The sequence below is a fragment of the Roseibium sp. SCP14 genome, from assembly GCF_040329475.1.
GTDB lineage: Bacteria > Pseudomonadota > Alphaproteobacteria > Rhizobiales > Stappiaceae > Roseibium.
In genome coordinates this window covers 1-20,714 of sequence record NZ_JBDZYH010000011.1, presented here as the reverse complement: position 1 = coordinate 20,714, position 20,714 = coordinate 1, and the positions used below count along the sequence as shown (strand labels likewise).

At 56.9% G+C, this 20,714-nt stretch carries 20 protein-coding genes; 9 read left to right on the top strand and 11 right to left on the bottom strand.

The annotated features are described in order from the left end of the window. Positions 1-97: 97 nt before the first annotated feature. From ABLQ08_RS28640 to ABLQ08_RS28610, 7 genes are all read right to left on the bottom strand, one after another. Positions 98-1,819 (bottom strand): ABC transporter ATP-binding protein, encoded by a 1,722-nt coding sequence (locus ABLQ08_RS28640; protein WP_352949697.1) that lies wholly within the window; start codon positions 1,817-1,819, stop codon positions 98-100. A gap of 7 nt (positions 1,820-1,826) precedes the next feature. Then, positions 1,827-2,804, bottom strand: a complete 978-nt coding sequence (locus ABLQ08_RS28635) for an ABC transporter permease (protein WP_352949696.1) — start codon at positions 2,802-2,804, stop codon at positions 1,827-1,829. Positions 2,805-2,819: 15 nt separating this feature from the next. Next, entirely contained in the window at positions 2,820-3,794 is a 975-nt protein-coding gene (locus tag ABLQ08_RS28630) for an ABC transporter permease (protein ID WP_352949694.1), read from the bottom strand. Positions 3,795-4,005: 211 nt separating this feature from the next. After that, positions 4,006-5,589 carry an ABC transporter substrate-binding protein gene (locus ABLQ08_RS28625; RefSeq protein WP_352949692.1) on the bottom strand — a complete coding sequence of 528 codons (1,584 nt, stop codon included), beginning with the start codon at positions 5,587-5,589 and terminating at the stop codon, positions 4,006-4,008. Positions 5,590-5,709: 120 nt separating this feature from the next. Beyond that, positions 5,710-6,879, bottom strand: coding sequence for an acetylornithine deacetylase (gene argE / locus ABLQ08_RS28620; RefSeq protein ID WP_352949691.1), 1,170 nt, complete (start codon positions 6,877-6,879; stop codon positions 5,710-5,712). Positions 6,880-6,898: 19 nt separating this feature from the next. Continuing rightward, positions 6,899-8,602: an adenylate/guanylate cyclase domain-containing protein gene (locus tag ABLQ08_RS28615; protein WP_352949689.1), complete on the bottom strand. Its 1,704-nt coding sequence runs from the start codon at positions 8,600-8,602 to the stop codon at positions 6,899-6,901. A gap of 19 nt (positions 8,603-8,621) precedes the next feature. Then, the gene (locus ABLQ08_RS28610; protein ID WP_352949687.1) at positions 8,622-8,762 is read right to left on the bottom strand and encodes a hypothetical protein; all 141 of its coding nucleotides are present in this window, start codon (positions 8,760-8,762) and stop codon (positions 8,622-8,624) included. Positions 8,763-8,819: 57 nt separating this feature from the next. On the opposite strand from ABLQ08_RS28610, the gene ABLQ08_RS28605 reads away from it, so the two are divergent. Then, a complete protein-coding gene (locus ABLQ08_RS28605; RefSeq protein WP_352949685.1) occupies positions 8,820-9,179 on the top strand; it encodes an ArsC family reductase in 360 nt (119 codons plus the stop codon). A gap of 28 nt (positions 9,180-9,207) precedes the next feature. Here ABLQ08_RS28605 and ABLQ08_RS28600 read toward each other — a convergent pair whose 3' ends face one another. After that, the gene (locus ABLQ08_RS28600) at positions 9,208-9,624 is read right to left on the bottom strand and encodes a YcbK family protein (RefSeq protein ID WP_352949683.1); all 417 of its coding nucleotides are present in this window, start codon (positions 9,622-9,624) and stop codon (positions 9,208-9,210) included. 196 nt (positions 9,625-9,820) lie between these two features. Between ABLQ08_RS28600 and ABLQ08_RS28595 the strand changes: the two genes are divergently transcribed. Further along, positions 9,821-11,137, top strand: coding sequence for an aspartate aminotransferase family protein (locus tag ABLQ08_RS28595; RefSeq protein ID WP_352949682.1), 1,317 nt, complete (start codon positions 9,821-9,823; stop codon positions 11,135-11,137). A 2-nt stretch (positions 11,138-11,139) separates the two neighbouring features. Further along, complete coding sequence (locus ABLQ08_RS28590; RefSeq protein ID WP_352949681.1) at positions 11,140-11,946, top strand: 3-keto-5-aminohexanoate cleavage protein; 807 nt, start codon at positions 11,140-11,142, stop codon at positions 11,944-11,946. Positions 11,947-11,986: 40 nt separating this feature from the next. On the opposite strand, the gene ABLQ08_RS28585 is transcribed toward ABLQ08_RS28590, so the two are convergent. The 3 genes from ABLQ08_RS28585 to ABLQ08_RS28575 all read right to left on the bottom strand — a co-directional run bounded on the left by ABLQ08_RS28585 (position 11,987) and on the right by ABLQ08_RS28575 (position 14,210). Then, positions 11,987-12,916 carry a LysR family transcriptional regulator gene (locus ABLQ08_RS28585; protein WP_352949679.1) on the bottom strand — a complete coding sequence of 310 codons (930 nt, stop codon included), beginning with the start codon at positions 12,914-12,916 and terminating at the stop codon, positions 11,987-11,989. A 382-nt stretch (positions 12,917-13,298) separates the two neighbouring features. Continuing rightward, the gene (locus ABLQ08_RS28580; RefSeq protein ID WP_352949678.1) at positions 13,299-13,586 is read right to left on the bottom strand and encodes a DUF1330 domain-containing protein; all 288 of its coding nucleotides are present in this window, start codon (positions 13,584-13,586) and stop codon (positions 13,299-13,301) included. 27 nt (positions 13,587-13,613) lie between these two features. After that, positions 13,614-14,210 (bottom strand): LysE family translocator, encoded by a 597-nt coding sequence (locus ABLQ08_RS28575; RefSeq protein ID WP_352949676.1) that lies wholly within the window; start codon positions 14,208-14,210, stop codon positions 13,614-13,616. A 99-nt stretch (positions 14,211-14,309) separates the two neighbouring features. Between ABLQ08_RS28575 and ABLQ08_RS28570 the strand changes: the two genes are divergently transcribed. The 6 genes from ABLQ08_RS28570 to ABLQ08_RS28545 all read left to right on the top strand — a co-directional run bounded on the left by ABLQ08_RS28570 (position 14,310) and on the right by ABLQ08_RS28545 (position 20,512). Next, positions 14,310-15,719: a PLP-dependent aminotransferase family protein gene (locus ABLQ08_RS28570; protein ID WP_352949674.1), complete on the top strand. Its 1,410-nt coding sequence runs from the start codon at positions 14,310-14,312 to the stop codon at positions 15,717-15,719. 147 nt (positions 15,720-15,866) lie between these two features. Next, positions 15,867-16,586: an energy-coupling factor ABC transporter ATP-binding protein gene (locus tag ABLQ08_RS28565; RefSeq protein WP_352949672.1), complete on the top strand. Its 720-nt coding sequence runs from the start codon at positions 15,867-15,869 to the stop codon at positions 16,584-16,586. Then, a complete protein-coding gene (locus ABLQ08_RS28560; protein ID WP_352949670.1) occupies positions 16,583-17,191 on the top strand; it encodes an energy-coupling factor transporter transmembrane component T family protein in 609 nt (202 codons plus the stop codon). The genes ABLQ08_RS28565 and ABLQ08_RS28560 overlap by 4 nt, the downstream gene beginning before the upstream one ends. A gap of 143 nt (positions 17,192-17,334) precedes the next feature. Next, entirely contained in the window at positions 17,335-17,889 is a 555-nt protein-coding gene (locus tag ABLQ08_RS28555) for a biotin transporter BioY (RefSeq protein WP_352949669.1), read from the top strand. 26 nt (positions 17,890-17,915) lie between these two features. Continuing rightward, a complete protein-coding gene (locus ABLQ08_RS28550; protein ID WP_352949667.1) occupies positions 17,916-19,346 on the top strand; it encodes a class I adenylate-forming enzyme family protein in 1,431 nt (476 codons plus the stop codon). Next, on the top strand, positions 19,343-20,512 hold the full coding sequence (locus ABLQ08_RS28545) for a thiolase family protein (RefSeq protein ID WP_352949666.1): 1,170 nt from the start codon (positions 19,343-19,345) through the stop codon (positions 20,510-20,512). Before ABLQ08_RS28550 ends, ABLQ08_RS28545 begins: the two co-directional genes overlap by 4 nt. The last annotated feature ends 202 nt before the right edge of the window (positions 20,513-20,714 follow it).

Here is a 20,714-nt window from a genome sequence, read left to right as displayed (position 1 = left end):
CGGAAAAGCGCGGAGGCGCTGGACACACGCCTATCCATGAAGTTGCCGTGAAACCTGAAAACCAGGCTCCGGGGGAGCCTGGTTAGCGATGATCACCTTAAACGGTTTCAAGATTGGCGCGCGACAACAGCTCCATCGATGGCATCAGATCAAGCAGTTCCCGTGTGTAGGGATGCTTTGGAGCTTCGAACAGTTGGTCGCAATCGGAAACCTCGCACAATTCGCCGTGGCGCATGACGCCGATGCGGTTGCACATCTGTCGAATGACCGCAAGATCGTGACTGATGAACAGCATGGTCAAACCGAGCTCTTCCTGCAGATCTTTCAGGAGGTTGAGGATCTGAGCCTGGATGGAGACGTCGAGCGCGGAGGTCGGTTCATCGCAGATCAGGAACCTCGGCCGTGTTGCCAGGGCCCGGGCGATGGAAATGCGCTGGCGCTGACCGCCGGAAAACTCATGTGGGAACTTCTGACCGGCAAGGGCTCCAAGACCGACATGATCCAGAAGATCGTCAACGATCCGGCGTACTTCTGCGTTGCTGGATGCAAGCTTATGAAACTTGATCGGCTCGGCGATAATGTCCCGGACGCGCATGCGTGCATTCAGCGACGAATAGGGGTCCTGGAAGATCATCTGCATCTGGCGGCGCATCGCCAGAACGTCCTTGCGGTTCGTCAGCGATGTCAGCTCGGTCTTGCCGAACAAAATGGATCCGCCGGTCGGATGGTAGAGACCGGTGATGAGCCGGGCGATGGTCGACTTGCCCGAGCCGCTTTCGCCAACGAGCCCGAAGGTCTCGCCTTCCTGCACGTCGAAGCTGACCTTCTTGACCGCGTCAAAGTATTTTCGTCTGGACGGAAAGATCGATCCGCGTGTCTCGAATCGCATGTCGAGATCACGGATCTGCACCAGCGGACCGACGACCTTCTCGTAGTCCCGCGACTTGCCGAGCCAGTGGGTGGAAATATCGATCTGCTTCTGCGGTGTGCCCGCTTTCTCGATATAGTTGACTACCGGGAACCGTTCGACCTTGACGTCAGGACGCGGAACCGCGGAAATCAGGCTTTGCGTGTACGGGTGTTCCGGTGCGCCCAGAACCTGCGTGGTTTTGCCGTATTCGACCAGTTCACCATGATACATCACCGCAACATGGTCGGTGATGTCGGCAATGACGCCCATGTCGTGAGTGATCACCAGCATCGCAACGTTGCGTTCTTCACACAGTTTCTTCATCAGCACCAGAATCTGGGCCTGAATGGAAACGTCCAGCGCTGTTGTCGGCTCATCGGCGATGACCAGTTCCGGCTCTGCGCAAAGTGCAAGTGCGATCACCACGCGCTGGCGCATGCCGCCAGAGAACTGATGCGGATACTGCTTGATCCGCTCTTCCGGATTGGGGATGCCGACCGCGTCGATCAGCTCGATCGCCCTTGCCTGCGCTTCCTTTTTGGAAAACGGCAAATGGGTGCGGATGGTCTCCACAAGCTGGGATTCAACAGTTTGCAGCGGATCCAGCGAAGTCAAAGGATCCTGGAAGATCATGCCGATCTTGCGGCCGCGCAACAGGCGTTTGTCCTTGTAGGGCAGGTTGTCGATGCGCTTGCCGTGAAGAAAAATCTCCCCGTCCGCAATATGACCGGGCTCCTGCAGCAAGCCGATGACCGCATTGCCGACTGTCGATTTGCCGGCGCCGGATTCCCCGACGACGCCGAGGATCTTGCCGGCCTCGACGCTCAGGCTGACGTCATCGACCGCGACAAAAACAGATTTGCGGCCAGGAAACTCAACCGTCAGGTCCTTGATATCTAGAACGCTCATGCCGCCCTCACCGCAGTTTCGGATTGAGGGCGTCGCGCAGCCAGTCGCCCAGAAGGTTCACGTTCAGCACCAGCAGGGCCAGCGCCAGACCCGGGAAGATGGCGATCCACCATTCGCCGGAATAAAGGAAGTCGTTGCCGACTGCGATCAGCGTGCCGAGTGATGGCTGGGTAGGCGGCATGCCGACCCCCAGGAATGACAGGGTTGCTTCGGTAACGATCGCAAGGGCAAGGTTGATGGTGGCGATGACCATGACCGGTCCCATGACGTTCGGCAGGATATGGCGGGCCATGATGATGACCGATGGAATGCCGATGACACGGGCTGCCTGAACATATTCCTTGTTCTTCTCAACCATGGTGGAACCGCGCACCGTACGCGCGTATTGCACCCAGAACGACAGGGCCAGCGACACGATCAGAATGTAGAAGGCAAACACTTCCCGATCGATCGATCCGAAGATACCGGCGGCAATACCGTCGATCAGCAGCGCGATCAAAATGGCCGGAAATGTCAGCTGAACGTCCGCAATCCGCATGATCACGGCATCGACGCGGCCACCCATATAGCCCGCAACGAGGCCAAGGCTGATGCCGAGAACCGCTGCCGCAATGACCGAGCAGAAGCCGACGATCAGCGAGATCCGCATCCCGTAGAAGATCGCGGAAAGAAGATCGCGGCCCTGGTCGTCTGTGCCCAGAAGGAAACGCGGATCGGCATATTCCATCCAGACCGGCGGAACGCGCGCATCCAGAATGGAAATCGATGCCAGATCAAACGGGTTGTGCGGCGCGACCCAGGGCGCAAGAAACGCAAGCAGAAACAGGATCAGCGTTCCGCAGGCCGCTACGACGGTAACTTTGGATCGCAGAAACGAATGGAACATGTCGCTGTCCAGGATCTTCGTCAGACGGCCTTGCTGGGAAGGTACGCCCGCGCGGTCCTGGATAGCGGCTTTTGCTTCTTCGTTGGAGACGTAAGGCATTGGTAACTGTCTCCCTTATGGCCGACCGACGCGCAGGCGCGGGTCGATGAAGAAATAGAGAATGTCGACGATGAAATTGATCGCCACGAACAGGAATGCGGTCAGCAGCAGATAGGCCGACATGATCGGAATATCGACGTTCTGCACCGCTTGCAGGAACATCAGTCCCATGCCGGGCCACTGGAAAACCGTTTCGGTGATTGTCGCAAACGCGATGATTGCGCCAAGCTGAAGACCGGTGATCGTGATGACGGGAACAAGCGTGTTCTTGAGTGCATGGCGGAAATTGACCAGCCGGTTCGGCAGTCCGCGCGCTCTGGCAAACTTGATGTAGTCGGTCCGGATGACTTCCAGCATTTCCGCACGGATCAGGCGCATGATCAGCGTCATCTGATAAAGGCCGAGCGTGATCGATGGCAGGATCAGGGCTTTCAAGCCCGAAATGGTCAGGAAGCCAGTGGTCCACCAGGAGCCGATTTGAACGGTTTCACCGCGGCCGAAGCTTGGCAGCCACTGCAGCGTCACGGAGAACAGGAAGATCAGCAAAATGCCGATGAAGAATGTCGGCAGTGAAATTCCGACGAGCGAAACGGACAGGAACAGTTTCGAGATGGGGGACTCGCGATTGAGCCCCGCATATATGCCCATGGGTATTCCCACCACGAGGGCAAACAGGGCGGAGGTGAAACTGAGCTCGAGCGTCGCTGGTATTCGCTTGGCAAAAAGCTCCGAAACAGGTTGCCGGAACTGGTACGACGTACCGAAATCGAATTGGGCGGCGTTGGTGACGAAGCGCAGGAACTGCACCGGGATCGGGTCGTTCAGACCGAGGCGTTCCCTCAGGGCTTCCCGTTCTTCGATCGAGGTTTCGATACCGACCATCTGGTTGATCGGATCGCCAACAAACCGGAACATGGTGAAAGCCAGCAGCGCCACCACCAACATGACAATCAACGCCTGGAAAAGGCGGCGGGTCGCAAAACCAATCATTTCGGCTCTTTACGTCTAGGGCAATGTTCAGTCAGACAAACGCATCCGGTTCAGTCTGACGAGGTGATTTTGCCCGCGTATTTAAAGTGAAAGAACAACTTTGTCTGGTCTGATCGGCTGAAATCGAGACTTATTCAGATTGAATGTTGCTCTTGATATGAAAACAGCGCTCCCGGCAGTGCCGGGAGCGCGAAGTGTGTGCCTGACAGGATCAGTTCTTGGTCACGAAGCGGAACTTGAACTGGTTGTCGGCGCGCTGAACAAGCTGGACGTCGTCTGCAACACCCCATGCCAGACCTTGCTGGTGCAGCGGAATGTAGTAGGCGTTGTCGTGGCTGATCTTGTAAGCCTCGGCGATCAGGCCGTCGCGCTTTTCAGGGTCGATCTCAACCAGAACTTCCTTCGTCAGGCTGTCGATCTTCTCGTCGCAGAAGCCACCGAGGTTGAACGGAGAGCCGGCACCTGCCTCATCGCGGCAGTTCATCAGGTTGGACAGCACGTTCCAGCTGTCCAGGGAACCCGGGGTCCAGCCGAGAAGGTAGAAGGAGGTGTCGAAGCCGCCGGATGCCAGAACCTTGGCGAAGTATTTCGCCTTCGGCTGAGCGTTGAGGTCAACTTTCACGCCGACGCGTGCCAGCATGGCAGCCACGGCCTGACAGATGGCTTCGTCATTGACGTAGCGATCGTTCGGGCAATCCATGCCGACGGAGAAGCCATCCGCATAGCCCGCTTCAGCCAGAAGTTTCTTGGCGGCTTCCGGATCATACGGATAACGCTCGAATTCGCTGCCCTTTGAGAACAGGAACGGCGAGATCATGATCGCGGACGGCGTGGACAGGTCACGCATGACTTTCTTCTTGATCGCTTCGATATCGATCGCCTGATAGAAAGCCTGACGAACCTTGGCATCCTTGAACGGGTTCTTGCCCTTTACATCCGAGTAAAGCAGCTCATCGCGCATCTGATCCATGCCGAGGAAGATCGTGCGCAGCTCCGGACCGGTCAGCGCGACGGTGCCGGCACTGTCGTTGATACGTTTGATGTCCTGAACCGGGATCGGATAAACCATGTCCAGTTCACCGGAGAGAAGCGCTGCAACGCGGGTTGCATCGGAAGAAATCGGCGTGAACTCAACCGTGTCGAGGTTGTGTTTGGCTTCATCCCACCAGCCGTCGAATTTTTCGTAGACGGTCTTTACGCCGGCCTCGTGGCTGTTGATCTTGAACGGACCCGTGCCGTTTGCATGCAGGGATGCGTAGTTCGGTGTCGTGTCGGAAGCGGACGTGACCTTGACCGCATCGTTCTCGGTCGTCCAGTCCTTGTCCATGATGTAGAACGTGTCCCACTCATAGTGCAGGATCGGGTTCGGACCCGGCAGAACGAAATCGACTGTGTGGTCGTCAACGATCTCCACTTTGACTTCCGGATCGACACGTGTGCTGAGGTCGGAGCCTTCGGAGCGCACGCGATCCACCGAGAAGGCGACGTCTTCGGCAGTGAAGTCGTTACCGTTGTGGAACTTCACGCCCTTGCGCAGGTGGAAACGCCAACGGTTCGGTTCGATGATTTCCCAGCTCTCAGCCAGTGCCGGTTCGATCGCAAGATCTGCACCGCGGCGCGTCAGGCCTTCGTAGGTGTTGCCGAGCGAAGACAACGTGAAGGTTTCGTTGAGGCTGTAAGGATCAAGTCCGTTCAGGCTGCCCTGAAAGGCAAACTTGAATGTTTCAGCCTGAGCAGCCGCCCCTGTTCCCACCGCCAACAGCGTTGCGGCTATAACCATTGATTTTTTGTACATTTTCCCCTCGTTTTTCCGGTTTCCGGAACTGCCCTGAGAACGATCAGACTGGTGTCAGTTATGAACGTCCGTCATGTTTGATCGAACTATGACATTGTAAATGTCTGTTTTCAAACCCGTTTAGCTGTCAATTTGAGACATTCCCTCAAGTAAGTCGTCCAAAAAGCTGGCACATTTGTCCAGCTCGACAAGTTCAATGAACTCATCTGCCTGATGAGCCTGATCAATTGAGCCCGGACCGCAGACGACTGTGGAAAGGCCGTGATGCTGGAAGATTCCGCCCTCAGTGGCATAAACGACGACGTTCCGGGCGTTGTCACCGGTCAGGCGGCGCACCAGCATCTCCGCTTCACCGTCGGTCTCTTCCTGCAGTCCCGGCACATAGGCAAGCTCCGCGACATCGATCCGGCAATCTTGTGAAATGGCCAGCATGTCCGGCAGAACGTCCGTTTCGATAAAGGTTCGGTAGTCGCGGATCCAGCTTTCGGCATCTTCTTCCGGCAACAGACGAATGTCCGTGGCGAATTCGCAGTGCTGGGCGGTGATATTGTGTGCCTGCCCGCCTGTGATCGTGCCGCTGTGCAAGGTGGTATAAGGAGGTTCGAACGGACACTCCGGATCGGCGCCGGCCCGGTTTTCAGCTGTCTTTCCGTCCAGCCAGGTAATCAGTTTCGCCGCGGCCGATATCGCGGAAACGCCGCGATGCAGCTGGCTGGAGTGGACGGGATGGCCGCGGATTGTCGTTTTGAGCACCGCAATGCCCTTGTGACCTGTGACCACTTTCATGTTGGTCGGCTCACCGACAATCACCAGGTCGGGCCGAGGCCCCTTTGAAAGAATGTCCTGAACAAGAGGGCCTGCGCCGAAGCAGCCGACTTCCTCGTCATAGGAAAGCGCAATGTGAACAGGTTTGCGGAGATTTGCCTTCAGTATGTCCGGAACCTTCGCAAGGATCGTTGCGGCGAAGCCCTTCATGTCCGCCGAACCCCGCCCGTACAGACGGCCATCGGCTTCCCAGGCGGTGAACGGATCTCGGGACCAGTTCTGGCCCTCAACCGGAACGACATCGGTGTGCGCCGACAGCACCGTGCCGCCATCGGTCTCCGGGCCGATCCTGGCGTGAAGCGACGCCTTTTTCCCGGTTTCATCTGGCACCAGGATGGAACCGACACCCCATCCGGCGAGATAGTCCTCGACGAAATGGATCAAATCGAGATTGCTGCGCTCTGAAACGGTATTGAAGGAGATCAGCTTCTCCAGCATTTCCCGCGGCGTATACTGCTTACTCACACAAACTCCGTTGTTCCCGTTAGCCTTCCGGCACGATCAGAGCATCTAATCGGTTCAGGGTGAAGATTTGCAAGGGAATTTCTTTTCCGCGCAGCTTGATTTCCGACGTGTCGGCACCGGCAAGTTCAATTTCCGCAGCGTCCAGCACATCTTTTGAAACAGCAAGAAAACTGTTGTGGTTCTTGTTTTCCGTTTCCAGCCTGCTGGCCGTGTTGACCACGTCGCCAAGGGCCGTCAGGCCGCCATTCGCCCCGGCGGAACCGATCCGCCCCAGGATGGCCGGACCGAAGTGAAGGCCGATGCCGAGACGGATGGAGTCCCGGAACTGCGGCCCTTTTTCGGCATCAAGAGACTGCATGACCGCTTCGATTCCCTTGCAGGCTCGCAGAGCCTGACGGGCCCCGGTGCGAGCGTCGCTGTCCATGCCGAAAATCGCCATGATGCCGTCGCCGATGAATTTGTCCACGTAGCCACCTTGCTCGCGGATCGCCGAAGAGGCCTGATCCAGGTAACTGTTGAGCAGGTGCACGACGTCGTAGGCAAGTTGGGATTCGGTAATGCCCGTGAAATTGCGCAGATCCACGAACATCACCGAAACTTCCTTTTCGACACCCCAGTAATAAGCATCCTTCAGATGCTCGCTGGTGCTGGTCGTGGCTTTGACGGCAACAAGCGGCTGAACCTCGATATTGTGCTGGGGCCGGAGCTGGCAGGCCAGCCGGACGTCGTCCGCTGCCCCGATCCGCGAAAGGACGGCGGCCTCGGCAGGCGCCGGATCACCAAGCTCATCAGCGCCATTCAGGACTTTCACCCGGCAGGTGGAACAACGTGCCCGGCCACCGCAGACGGAAGCGACGGGAACGTCGTTCATCCGGCTGATTTCCAGCAGCGTCGCACCGGGTTTTGCCTTGACCGAAAGGCCGCCCGGATAAGTGATGGTAAGTCTCTGGGCGCTCAGATTGACCAGATACCGGAAGACGATGACCAGCAGAGAAACGGCAAAAAGGCCGAACACGACGGCGCGGCCCTGATTTGCCGTTTCATGCAGCCAGCTGAACTGATCGGGCGTGATCGTCAGCTTGACATCCTTGGTCAGCGCGAGACGTCTGGCCCCCTCGATGAATCCCCATAGAGCCAGAACGGGCATGGCAATGGCAAACGCCAGCGCAGCGTATTTCATGCGCCGATAAAGGGGATAAAGCCTCAGCCAGAAGTGCAGGCCGATCATCGAATGGGTCCAGACAGCCAGCAGCAGAAGCGATTGCGAAACCGCTACATTGGGCCAAAGAAGCGTGAGCATCTGATGATAGGTCGGCAGGAAGCCGAAATTCTCGTTCAGGCCCATTGTCGCGGTAACATGCGGGATGAGCGACCAGGGAATATAGAGGCCGAGCACCAGCTGAGCGAATTCCCAGCGAGGGATTTTCAGGGTTCGGCGCCTCGCGGTGCGCCAGAGTGCCAGGGTAACATGCGTTACGGCGGCAAGCATGAGGGTAAGCTCACCAGCCGGGCTGCGCCAGATCCAGTAATGCCACAGGGACGCCTGCTCCATCGCATTGACCGAAATTATGCCGAGCGCATGATTGGAAAAATGGCTGAGGCAGAAGGCGAACAGGATCAATCCGCTCCAGAGGCGCAGACGCTGCCGCCAGTTCCCCCAGGAGGGCCCGGCTCTGACCTTGGCTGATGAAGTCGCCACGCTTGCCGATGCAGAGGCTGTCATGAAGGGTCTCCGGTCGTCCTCAATGGTTCGATAATGCCATGGCCTTCAGGTTTCGGACCTGAAAATGAGTGACCCGCAAGAGCGCTTCGGTCAACCCGGGTGGTGCTTGAACCAGAGTCGGGCCGTGGAAAGTGACGATCCGCTCTTGAAACTCCAGCATCAAACAGCAACTGTCCTCCCGGATAACTCGGCAGAAATCAAACTGGGAAGTTTCTGAATGAAGGTTTACGGCATCAAGAATTGCGATACGGTGAAAAAGGCCAGGAAATTCCTCGAAGAAGCCGGCATCGATTACGAATTCCATGACTACAAGAAGGACGGCGTAAACGCTGACAAGCTTGCGGACTTCGTGGCGGAATTCGGCTGGGAAGCCGTTCTGAACAAGCGCGGCACCACCTGGCGGCGGCTCGATGAAGCGACACAGGACTCCGTTGTCGATGCCAGCAGCGCCCTGGATGTTATGATTGAACAGCCGTCGATCATCAAACGACCGATCGTCGAGGGCGAGATCAAGAATTTCATCGGATTTGACCCGGTTTCCTGGGAAATGGCACTCGAGCTCGGAGAGCTGAAGTAACGCGATCCAAGGAGTAGCGGCATTGCCGCTACCAGGTTCTGCGCGGACCGGTATCAATATGATAGTGGCCTGAGGAATAGCGCTTGTATCCTCCGACTTCAGGCTGTGCCTTCAAAAAGGCAACAACGGACGCCGGGTCGCCTCGAACGGAAAAATCCACCGCCCGGCAATTCAGGTGATACGAGTTCTTGGCGCCGCCCTTCCACCAGTTTTCCAGCCACCAACGCTTGGTGGAATGAACGGTGACCTTGCCGTATCGCTTCGCGACCCGGTTAAGCACTTTCTTGAGCTTGCGCGGAACGCACCACGAGGTGTCGTTGTAATCGATGGAATTGTGAGAGGCTGTCACCCAGCCCATCCCGGTCACTCCGGCCACAGTTCCGCAGCCCGCGAGTGCGAGTGTAAATCCAATGAAGAATGTCCAGGCAAAGAGGCGCTGACGCATGACTGGCGTGCCCTGTCGAGGTTGTTGGTTGCGATGTCGTCCCCCGCGCTGAAGTTCGGGCAATTTGATTAAAATTGTGATGAAAAACATGGTTAACGTGGTCTAGAAACAAATGTTTCAGAATGCATCTTTTTCTGATACGAATGTCACAAATCCACATTGAATTCCAATCAGGCAACCTGTCAGGTTTCTTCCCATGTCGCACGTATTCCCACGCCACACCAAAGCCAATCCGCCAGCGGCTGTTTCCGGAGATGGTTGTTACATCATTGATAAGTCAGGAAAAAAATATTTCGACGGATCAGGCGGTGCAGCGGTTTCCTGTCTTGGTCACAGCGATCCGGATGTCATCCAGGCGATCAAGGACCAGATTGACAAGATTGCCTTTGCGCACACCGGTTTCTTTACGACCGAACCGGCTGAAGAGCTTGCCGACCTGTTGATTGAGCACGCTCCGGGCAATCTGGACAGGGTTTACTTCGTTTCCGGCGGGTCGGAAGCCGTGGAAGCCGCCCTGAAGCTGGCGCGGCAGTATTTCCTGGAAAAAGGCCAAAGCTCACGTCATCGGGTGATCGCCCGCCGTCAGAGTTATCACGGCAACACTCTGGGCGCGCTTGCAACCGGAGGCAACCAGTGGCGACGGGAACCGTTCTCGCCCTTGATGATTGAAACGTCGCACATTTCACCCTGCTTCGAATATCGCGGCCGCCGCGAAGATGAAACTGCTTTTGAATACGGCCAGCGGGTCGCAAACGAACTGGACGCTGAAATTCAGCGATTGGGTCCGGAAAATGTTATGGCCTTTGTTGCAGAGCCCGTCGTCGGTGCAACTGCCGGTGCCGTGCCACCGGTTGAAGGCTATTTCAAACGCATTCGAGAAATCTGCGACCGGCACGGTATCTTGCTGATCCTGGACGAAGTCATGTGCGGCATGGGCCGTACCGGCAGTCTGTTTGCTTGCGAACAGGATGGCGTTGCGCCTGACATCCTTTGCGTCGCCAAGGGTCTGGGAGCAGGCTATCAACCAATCGGCGCCATGTTGTGTACCGCTGAGATCTATCAGGCGATCGAGACCGGCTCCGGTTTCTTCCAGCATGGTCATACCTACATCGGTCATCCCACAGCCTGTGCCGCTGCGCTCACTGTGTTCCGCAAACTCTCCGCAGGTCTTGTGGACCGTGTCCACCCGATGGGCGAAAAACTGGACGCCGCGCTCAAAGAGGCGTTCGGCCAGCACCCCCATGTTGGCGACATTCGCGGGCGTGGCCTCTTCCGAGGCATCGAAATCGTCGAAGACCGTTCCAGCAAAACGCCTTTCGACCCGAAGCGCGGCATCAACAAGGCCCTCAAGAAGGCTGCATTTGAGGCAGGACTGATCTGCTATCCAATGGGCGGGACGATTGACGGCGTCAAGGGCGACCATATCCTGCTTGCGCCGCCGTTCATCCTTGAAGACCGGCAGGTTTCCGAGATTGTGGAGAAACTCGACCAGGCGTTCAAGTCGGTCTTCTAGAAATGTCCGGAAATTCCGAATTTCAGCCGTTGCCATTGATCATGGTCGCGCCCAACGGTGCGACCAAGACAAAGGCCGATCATCCGGCCGTACCCATGAATATCGCCGAAACCGTTGAGGCTGCACAGGCTTGTCTGAAGGCTGGGGCTGGATGCCTCCATGCCCATGTGCGCGATGAGAAGGGAGACCATGTTCTCAATGCCGATTTGTACAAGGCTCTCCTGGCAGAACTGGCGGCAAAGGTTCCTGGCATAAAGGTGCAAATCACCACGGAAGCGGTGGGACGATATTCACCGGAGGAACAACGGACGCTTGTTCGCGATGTGCAGCCGGCGGCGGTTTCCATTGCCATTCGCGAAATGGTGCCGGACGGCGAGTTTGAAGATGCGCGAGCCTTCTATGCCTGGGCTTTTGCCAGGAAGATCACCGTTCAGCACATCCTTTATGATACGCAGGACCTGGAACGCTTTTTCGCCTTGGTGGACGCCGGCGTGGTCCCGGCAAAACAGCACCAGCTCCTGTTTGTTCTGGGACGGTACGCCACTGACGACGAAAGCGGACCGGAAGATCTTGAGCCGTTTTTGGCAACGATGGCAAAGGGACGGGGTGATCTTTCTCTGGACTGGGCTGTATGTGCCTTTGGCCATCGGGAGACGGAGTGTCTTGTAACGGCGATCGGCAAGGGCGGTAAAGCCAGGATCGGCTTCGAGAACGGCCTGTGGAACCGTGATGGTTCCCTTGCCAAGGACAATGCCGATCGGGTCCAGGACCTGGTCATGGCCCTCAAAGAGCAGGGGCTTCACACCTGATCGGGCGCAAGCTTTGCGCCCTTTCCGGTTATCAATGCACTCACGACGCGGTGGTTTTCAGGGCTTCGTTTGTGTTCAGCCCGTCCCGCTTCAATTCCGCGACCACCCAGTCGCGAAACAGTCTGACCTTTCTGCTCGACCGGTTCTGGGAAGGATAGCTCAGGCTCCAGGCTTCATCTTCCGCCTTGCAAACCAGATCGAAAGGCTGAATCAGCTGACCGGTCTCCAGCGCCTGCCTGCAGAAATAGGGTGTCAGGATTGCGACGCCCTGCCCTGCGATGGCCCTGTTGGCTTCAAGAGCCTGAGAACCCATGCGCGATGTCGGCCACTTCTTGAGATCGACGTCGGGAAGACCGGCGGCTTCGAACCAGGTGAGCCACCAGGGGTCATCCGGATCGATAATCGGCAGTTTGAGCAGGTCTTCTGGGCAGCTTATGCCGCCGATGCTTTCGGCTAGTTGCGGAGCGACCATGGGGGTGAAAGCCGCCTCGACCAAAGGAATGCAGAAATTTCCCGCAGGCGGCTGGTAACAGGCGGAGATCGTGATGTCGGCCTCGTCGAATTTCGGCTTTTCCCAAGGACCATACGAAACCAGACGGACGGCGATATCCGGGTTCTGCATCTGGAACGAAAACATACGTGATGCCAGCCAGTTCACCGCGAAAGTCGTGTTACTGGAAATGACAAGCTCCGCCGCTTCTGCTTCCTGAACATCCTGGAAGGTCTGTCGCATCCGAGTGAAGGCCTCGACGACCCCTTCAGCAAGCTGCGCTCCCTTACCGGTCAATTCGATCCTGCGCGTTTTGCGCACGAATACCGGGAACCCCAGTTTTTCTTCCAGCAGCTTGATCTGATAGCTGACGGCTGCCTGTGTAAGGCCCAGTTCGTCCCCCGCCTTGGTGAAGCTGAGATGACGGCAGGCGGCTTCAAAGGCGCGAATGGCGGAAAGTGGTGGCAAGTTGGTCATCATGCATAAATCTCCCTTATGCATGTTCGTTGAATTTTCGTTGGTCAGGCGGGCGCAACAAACCGATATGTAGCTCACAAAGATATGGAGTTACAACGATGTCTGACCAGATTTGTTGCGAGCAAAATGCGACCTCCAGGAAAAGAGGAGTTGTCTTTTCCCTAGTCAGGTTTATTTCAGGACTTCTCAGTGCTCCTTTGGCAAGAAAAAGGGTCCGTCTCTATCGAAGCGACCTGACGCCCGAGCTCAGGAAGGACATAGGGTTCGACGAACCTCCAAGGGGCATGTGCTCGCTGGAGCGGAAATGGCAGGAGGAACTCGACCGGCAATCGCGTTAGACCTTCCGCCGGTCAGCGACTTACCTGATCTATTGCTGGCGAATGGCTCATTCCTCATAGAACTGGATTTCCATATCGCAGGCGGTATCGCGAAGGGGAATGAGCTCCTGATAGGCCTTGGAAGCATAGAACGTCCTGGCAGTCTCCATGTCCGGGTACCGGAACACAGCGGCGACATGCTGTGCTTTTTCCGCGCCGCGCATGGTCTCGTGATAGGTGCCACGAACAACGACTTCGACTTGCTCCTTTGCCATGAGGTTTGAAGCCTTGCGGATATAGTCGCTGAAAGCCTCTGCATTCTTGATGGTCGCATAGGAGAAATTGAGAACGGACATGTGGGGCTCCGTCATTTGAAGAACTGCTTAAAGGACAAGCGCCCAAACTGTTGCAGCAAGCATCGCAAGGGCCATCGAAACGGTGATAGCTCTCATCAAGGGGCCGTCGCCGATCAGGGCAAGGATCGAAACGCCGACAAGAGCCCAGAGTGAGTGAAACACCAGACCGCCCAGCATGAAGCCGGATACCAGGATTATGGCGTTCTCCGGAACGCTCAAGGTGTTGCCGGCAAGGAAGGTCGAAAAAGCAACAAGGCTCATCGCCCAGGTCTTGGGGCTCAGCGGGTGAATGAGAAGCCCCTCCCAGAAGCTGGGTAATGCTGCATTTCCCTTCGGCTTCACGCTCAGTGAAATGATCCGCCATGCGAGATAGGTCATGTAGGCCATGCTCAGCACCTTGAAGACCGTCACGACAGGGCCGCCGCCGGCCATGACATGGCCAAGCCCGAAGGCGACACTCAGGTTGAGCGCAAAAGAACCCACCTGAGACGCCACGATTACGGGGAACGCGGTTCGATATCCTGCCGACGCACCGATCGCCAGAAACGTCAGGTTTCCGGGACCTGGTGTGCCGGTCATGACGACGACAAAAACGGCGAAGGCAAGCAGCGTGGCGGGATCCATGTAGTGTCTCCAGACAGTGAAATCGATACAATCGATACAAAATGACGGAGAAACTAATTGGCTTGAGTAATTGTATCCGTCAATGTAAACATTGTCCTTATGACAATGTGGATTCCCAACATCGAAGCAGCTTCAGGGCCGATTTACCTTGCGATTGCCGATGCGTTGGAAGCGGACATCACCGCAGGAGCGCTGGCGCAGGGTGACCGTCTGCCGCCACAGCGTGAACTTGCCTACCAGCTCGGCGTAACTCTCGGGACAATCACCCGCGCCTATGGTGAGGCAGAGCGGCGGCGTCTTGTGAAAGGCGAAACCGGCCGGGGCACCTACATTGCCTCCGAGACGCAGAAAGTCTCGCCGCTGGTGCCGAAGGAAGACGAACCCGAATCCTGCGACCTGGCGCGGAACTTTGCCTATCCGTATTTGAACCCGAGCCTTTCCGAAGGCCTGGTTCGGATGGCGCAAACGGCCGGTATCGATCGCCTCAATGGCTTTGTGCCCTCCGAAGGTCTCATGGCACACAGGGAAACCGGCGTTCTTGTGTTCAAGGATTATGGCCTGGATGCAGACCCTGCCAGAGTGGCTGTCACCTGCGGGGCACAGCACGGAATTCAGGTGACTTGCCAGGCGCTTTTCCGCACTGGTGACGCGATTGCCGTAGACTGGTTTACCTACCCATCCATCTTCAGTTCCTTTGCCAGCCTCGGATTGAAGGCAGTCCCCCTGCCCGCTCTGAGGCGCGATGATGGTGGTTTCGGTGCCATGGATCCCGCTGCGCTTGCACAGGCTGCCCGCACGCATGCCGTCAAAGGTGTCTTCCTGATGCCCAATATGCAGAACCCGACAACGCACACGATGTCCGTGGAAGAGCGTGAGGGTCTGGTTCAGGTTGCGCGGGAACATGATCTGAAGATTGTCGAAGACGACCCCTATACCCCCTTTCTCCCCGAGACATTGCCCGCTTTTGGTGCGCTTGCCCCGGAGCGCACCGCGTCGATTGCCAGTATTTCCAAGGTCTGTTCACCTGGCAGCCGGATCGGCTTTGTCCAGGTGCCGGAGCCCTTCGGCGATAGCATTCGCAACAAGATCGGTGAAAGTACCTGGATGGCTTCGCCGATTACCGCCGAACTGATCGCCGGTTGGGTGCGCGAGGGACATCTGTTCAAGACACTGCGGCTGAAGAGGAAGGCAAACCGGGACAGGTTTTTGCGCGCGAAAGAGCATCTTTCGCCCTACTTCCTGCAAGGCGATGCCAATAAGGTTTTCGGCTGGTTGCGCCTGCCCGTCCAGGTGGATCCCGACGCACTGCAGGCTGCGCTTGGCCACCAGGGTGTTTCGGTGCTCTCTTCACGATACTTTCAGATCAAGGATCATGCCCCTGCTCCCTATCTGCGCATCACCTTCGGTTCCGAAGAGTCCGATGAGCGCTTCAGTTGGGCGCTCAAAAGGGTCAAGGCGACCATTGACCAATTAGCCGATTTGCCAGCCCTCACCCGCCCGGTAGGATAAGGCGACTTTGACAACAGGCCCTATCCGGTCAATAAGCGCGCGCAGAAACGGAACGGAAATGCCGTTCTGAAGCGCCTGCTGCGAGGTGACATGGCTTTCTGGCCCAAAAACAAATCAAAAGAAAAATTGCGGGTCTGCAACGCAGACGTGAGCCCATTCGCGGTGTTTGACAATGTCGGTCTCACCATCGGGCAGCGGAAGATTCTGGACGGCCTGACCTTGTCGCTGACAGAAGACCGGGTTGGAGTGATTGGCTTGAACGGGTCGGGCAAGAGCACATTCATCCGGATGCTGAACGGTTTGCGTCAGCCCGATTCCGGTTCGCTCAAACTGTTCGGAGCGGATTGCGAGGAAGCGGCTCCCGAATTGCCGCGTCATGTAGGCTTTGTGTTCCAGAACCCTGATCATCAGGCGATATTTCCGACCGTAGAAGAGGAAATTGCCTTCGGCTTGACCCAGCTTGGCGCTGACAAACTGGAGGCACGCGAAAGGGCATTGGAGTTCCTTGCTCGTCACGGCTGCGAAGCATTGGCCAGTCATCCGATTGCCGAACTTTCCGAAGGGCAGAAGCAACTGATCTGCATTCTGGCGGTCCTTGTCATGGAGCCGCAGCTGCTGGTTCTGGATGAACCGATGACCAGTCTGGATGCCTTGGCCTCCCGCCGCATCCGCGACAAGATTCTTTCTCTTCCGCAGAAAATTGTCATGGTGAGCCATGATCTCAGCCATTTTGAAGGCTTTGACCGGATCCTCTGGCTGGACGGAGGCCGCCTGCGCATGGACGGCAACCCGTATGAAGTGTTGTCGGCCTACAGGCAGGACATCGACGACAGGTCCGGTGTCAAGATGGAGCTGGCGGCGCTATGATTTCAGTCTATCTGCAGAAGGAGAGCTGGCTCCACAGATTGCCGGCAAGTCTCAAGCTGCTGACGGTGGCTGTCGCAAGCCTGCTGCTTTTCCAGGTCAAGTCCGTCTGGGTCTTTCTGCCGTGCCTGGTTGTGGTGCTTCTGCTCTATGCCTCGTTGGGAAGGGGCGGGTTGGCGCATCTGAAGCTGTTGCGCAGCATGACGCTGTTTTTGGCCATTCTTCTGGCGTTGCACTGGTTTTCCGGAACATTCTGGGACGGCATCGCTGTCATCATGCGATTGGTGGTCCTGATCCTGGCTGCCAATCTGGTGTCGATCACCACACGCATGGACGATATGCTTGAGGCGGTACAGCCACTGTTCAGGCCACTGCAGTGGTTCGGCATGTCAGCGCGCAAACCTGCATTGGGTGTAACCTTGGTCCTGCGCTTTGCGCCGCACATGTTGCAGGTGTTTTCGCTGCTGAGGGAAGCATATCAGGCCCGCGCTGGAACCAAAGGCTCCTGGCGCCTGCTGGCGCCCTTCGCGATTCAATCACTGCGTATGTCCGACAATGTGGCTGAAGCGCTGAAAGCCCGGGGCGGCTCGGAAGGTTTGTCAAGATAACCCAAGAAGTAGTGGGGTTCAGTGTGGCAATTTCAAAGAAATTGCGCTATCCGGCTACCAGAACATGCTGTGGTTCGCGAGTAGAAGATTGATTTTCAACTCAAGGCAGCAAGAATAACATCGATACGGAGGTGTAAAATAGCATGACTGACCGTTCCCTCGTACATATTGCATTCTATGCAGCTTTGATTGCTGCGTTGGGGCTGGTCCCACCGGTCGCTATTCCTTTCCTGGGCGGCGTGCCGATCACGGCTCAGACACTCGGCGTGATGCTGGCAGGCGTGATGCTTGGCCCGGTTCGCGGCGGTCTCGCGGTTCTTCTGTTCCTGTTCCTGGTTGCTCTCGGAGCGCCGATCCTTGCAGGCGGTCGCGGTGGTTTGGGCGTTTTTTACACCCCGTCCGTCGGATTCCTCATCGGTTGGCCAATCGGTGCCTTTGTCACCGGCTGGATCATGCGCGCAACCGGTGAAATGAACATTCTCGCCTCCGCGGCGATTTCGGCAGCCATCGGCGGCATCCTGGTAGTTTATGCCTTCGGCATCCCCGGTGTTGCCTACATGGCAAACCTGTCCCTGGCGAAAGCGGCGCTTGGAAGCGCCATCTACATCCCGGGGGATCTGGTAAAGGTTGCGATCACGGCAATCGTCACCCAGACCGTTGCCCGCGGCCTTCCGGGTGCCCTGTTCACGCGCACCTGAGCGGATGAGCTGAGAGCTGTTGCCGCATGGCCTTTATCGGCGACAAGCTGAAGATCCAGGCGGGGAGTCGACCGGACAGGACCGCACTGATTTGCGGTGAGGTCAGATGGACCTGGCGGGATTTGATTGAAAGAATTGAGGCGGCTGAAGTCCATATCAGCCGCCTTTCGCCGCGCGAAGGACGAGTCGCGCTGCTCCTGAGTGATCCCGCATCGTTGATTGCCTGTTTCTTTGCCTGTGCAAGAACGGGCCGGATTGCGATGGTGATGGACCCTCAGTGGCCAGTAGAACAGATCGATCGTGTTCTTGACCTGGCGGGGCCGGATCTTCGATTGGACGCTTCAAGTTACGCATCCATCGAACATGCCCGGATTGACCAGACGATTACGGAAGATCCGCCTGGAGAAACCGATCTCTTTTATTGCGGCTTTACGTCCGGTTCCACCGGAACGCCGAAAGGCTATGTGCGCGATCATGGTTCCTGGCTGAAAAGCTTTGATCTCAGCAACCGTGAATTCGGCATATCGCAAGAAAGTCGCGTCGTTCTGGCCGGACAGCTCACACATTCGCTGCACCTGTATGGAGCCGTCTGTGGGCTTGCCAGCGGCCAGGAAGTTGTCCTTTCCACCCGGTTCGATCCGCGTTCCGTTGTGGTGGACTTGCAATCGGCGGCACCGGGCGCGGTTCTTTATGCAACGCCGACACAGATCCATTTCATCGCTGAGGCGGCAAGGCGCAGCGGGCCATTGCCGAATGTGCATCAGGTGCTTGCCAGCGGAGCCAAATGGCGCGACAGCGACCGCAACGCTCTGCGAGGGACTTTTCCAAATGCGCGTCTGATCGAGTTCTACGGTGCCTCGGAAACCAGTTTCATCACGATATCCGAAGACGCGGGCGATGTGCCGGACGGCTCGGTCGGTCACGCTCCGGAAGGAATTGAGATCACCATCGGCAGTCCGGAAGCGCCCTTGCCTCCTGGGGAATCCGGAGCAATCTGGGTTAAAAGCCGCCTGCTTTTCTCCAATTACCTGTGTGGCAATGATCCGGAAACCTTTTGGCGAAACGGATGGCTGACTTTCGGTGACCATGGATTTCTGGACATTGACGGTTACCTGTATCTGACCGGCAGAGCCAATCGCATGATCATCACGTCGGGGCTGAACGTCTATCCTGAAGAGGTGGAGGCGGCCTTGTCGTCTCATCCTTGTGTTGTCGCAGCCGTCGTCGCCGGACTTGAAGATCCGGTGCGCGGACAAAGGCTGGAAGCCGCCGTGCAACTGAGCAAGCAGATTACGGAGGCGGAGCGGATGCTTTTGAACCACTGCAAATCCAGGTTGGCAGCAGGGAAGCAGCCGCGCAGAATTCACGTTCTCGATGAAATACCTCTGACAGCGGGTGGAAAACCCGATATTCAAACTGTCACGGCAAATCTATCCAAAGGTGGTCAGGACGATTGAGCGGCGCCGGTAAGCCAGAAGCCTACATCATCGCGGCAAGGCGGACGCCGGTAATGCCGCGCGGAGGAGTGCTTTCCGGCTATCAGGCGGATGAGCTAGTGGCACCGGTTTTGGTCCAATTGCTGAAGGACGCGGGACTGCGACCGGACCAGGTCGATCAGGTAATACTGGGCAACGCGCTTTATGCAGGTGGAAATCCGGCACGGCTGGCCGCCTTGCGGGCGCATCTGCCACCATCCGTTCCGGCAATGACCATTGATACTCAGTGCTGCTCCGGTCTTGATGCTATTTTGCACGGAGCCCGTTTGATCAATGTCGGTGCAGCAGATTGTGTTCTGGCAGGAGGGTCGGAAAGTTTCAGCCGATCCCCGATCAGAATGCATCGTCCGAAAAGACCGGATGATGAACCGGTACCGTATCAGCGTCCTGAATTTGCGCCTCCTCCATTCGGTGATCCTGATTTGACCGAAGCCGCTGCGATGCTGGCAGAAGAATGCGGTATTGATCGCCTGGCACAAACGGACTTCGCCGTCACATCTCATCGCAAGGCACTGGACGCGCGCGAGTGGATCCAGAGCCGACTTGTCGCAATTGAGCAAGAGCACGTGGACTTGGACGGTTTTACCCGCGCATTAAATATAAGAACTGCCTTGCGTGCCCCCGTATTGTCCGGACCAAAAGAAACCGGACTGACTGCGGCGACCATTGCCTGCGAAGCCGATGGCGCTGCCGCGGTCCTGATAGTTTCAGAGCGCCTTTTGAAGGATTGTGATGTTCCGGCCTTGAGGGTTGTCGGAGGCAGAAGCGGTGGAGGTAACCCCGCCGAGCCGGCACTGGTGCCGATTGACGTGGCCAGGTCCCTCTTCAATGACCTTGATCTCGAAGCAGGAGATTTCGACACAGTTGAGGTGATGGAAGCTTATGCCGTGCAGGCAATGGTCACGGCGGACCGTTTGGGACTGAATGCAGGTCAGCTCAATCAATTGGGTGGAGCGCTTGCCAGAGGGCATCCGATAGGAGCTTCGGGAGCCATTCTCGCAGTCAATCTGCATGAGCAGCTGGCCAAATGCCGGGAAAGCTCAGGGAAAGCCACGGTTTATGGTCTGGCATTGATCGCGGCGGCAGGTGGATTGGGCAGCGGATTGGTCGTGCAAACCGCCTGTTAGCAAAGGTGGATAAAATTTAACGCATTGAAAACATTACAATAAACTCATGTTCCGAAACTTTTTTCGCTTTTTTTGATTTTTTTCGAATTCGGCTGTTGACGGTGGTTGGTTGGGTGCGTATAACCGCGCTCATCGACGGCGGCAACGTCGCTGGCGGCAAGGTTTTTTGACCTTAATTCCTGAAAATTGGTCTGATTGGGCC

Bases quoted from the DNA above. Each gene is read 5' to 3' on its own strand.
- ABLQ08_RS28640 (WP_352949697.1), bottom strand. From the start codon at position 1,819: ATGAGCGTTCTAGATATCAAGGACCTGACGGTTGAGTTTCCTGGCCGC.
- ABLQ08_RS28635 (WP_352949696.1), bottom strand. From the start codon at position 2,804: ATGCCTTACGTCTCCAACGAAGAAGCAAAAGCCGCTATCCAGGACCGC.
- ABLQ08_RS28630 (WP_352949694.1), bottom strand. From the start codon at position 3,794: ATGATTGGTTTTGCGACCCGCCGCCTTTTCCAGGCGTTGATTGTCATG.
- ABLQ08_RS28625 (WP_352949692.1), bottom strand. From the start codon at position 5,589: ATGTACAAAAAATCAATGGTTATAGCCGCAACGCTGTTGGCGGTGGGA.
- ABLQ08_RS28615 (WP_352949689.1), bottom strand. From the start codon at position 8,602: ATGACAGCCTCTGCATCGGCAAGCGTGGCGACTTCATCAGCCAAGGTC.
- ABLQ08_RS28610 (WP_352949687.1), bottom strand. From the start codon at position 8,762: ATGCTGGAGTTTCAAGAGCGGATCGTCACTTTCCACGGCCCGACTCTG.
- ABLQ08_RS28605 (WP_352949685.1), top strand. From the start codon at position 8,820: ATGAAGGTTTACGGCATCAAGAATTGCGATACGGTGAAAAAGGCCAGG.
- ABLQ08_RS28600 (WP_352949683.1), bottom strand. From the start codon at position 9,624: ATGCGTCAGCGCCTCTTTGCCTGGACATTCTTCATTGGATTTACACTC.
- ABLQ08_RS28595 (WP_352949682.1), top strand. From the start codon at position 9,821: ATGTCGCACGTATTCCCACGCCACACCAAAGCCAATCCGCCAGCGGCT.
- ABLQ08_RS28590 (WP_352949681.1), top strand. From the start codon at position 11,140: ATGTCCGGAAATTCCGAATTTCAGCCGTTGCCATTGATCATGGTCGCG.
- ABLQ08_RS28585 (WP_352949679.1), bottom strand. From the start codon at position 12,916: ATGATGACCAACTTGCCACCACTTTCCGCCATTCGCGCCTTTGAAGCC.
- ABLQ08_RS28580 (WP_352949678.1), bottom strand. From the start codon at position 13,586: ATGTCCGTTCTCAATTTCTCCTATGCGACCATCAAGAATGCAGAGGCT.
- ABLQ08_RS28575 (WP_352949676.1), bottom strand. From the start codon at position 14,210: ATGGATCCCGCCACGCTGCTTGCCTTCGCCGTTTTTGTCGTCGTCATG.
- ABLQ08_RS28570 (WP_352949674.1), top strand. From the start codon at position 14,310: ATGACAATGTGGATTCCCAACATCGAAGCAGCTTCAGGGCCGATTTAC.
- ABLQ08_RS28560 (WP_352949670.1), top strand. From the start codon at position 16,583: ATGATTTCAGTCTATCTGCAGAAGGAGAGCTGGCTCCACAGATTGCCG.
- ABLQ08_RS28555 (WP_352949669.1), top strand. From the start codon at position 17,335: ATGACTGACCGTTCCCTCGTACATATTGCATTCTATGCAGCTTTGATT.
- ABLQ08_RS28550 (WP_352949667.1), top strand. From the start codon at position 17,916: ATGGCCTTTATCGGCGACAAGCTGAAGATCCAGGCGGGGAGTCGACCG.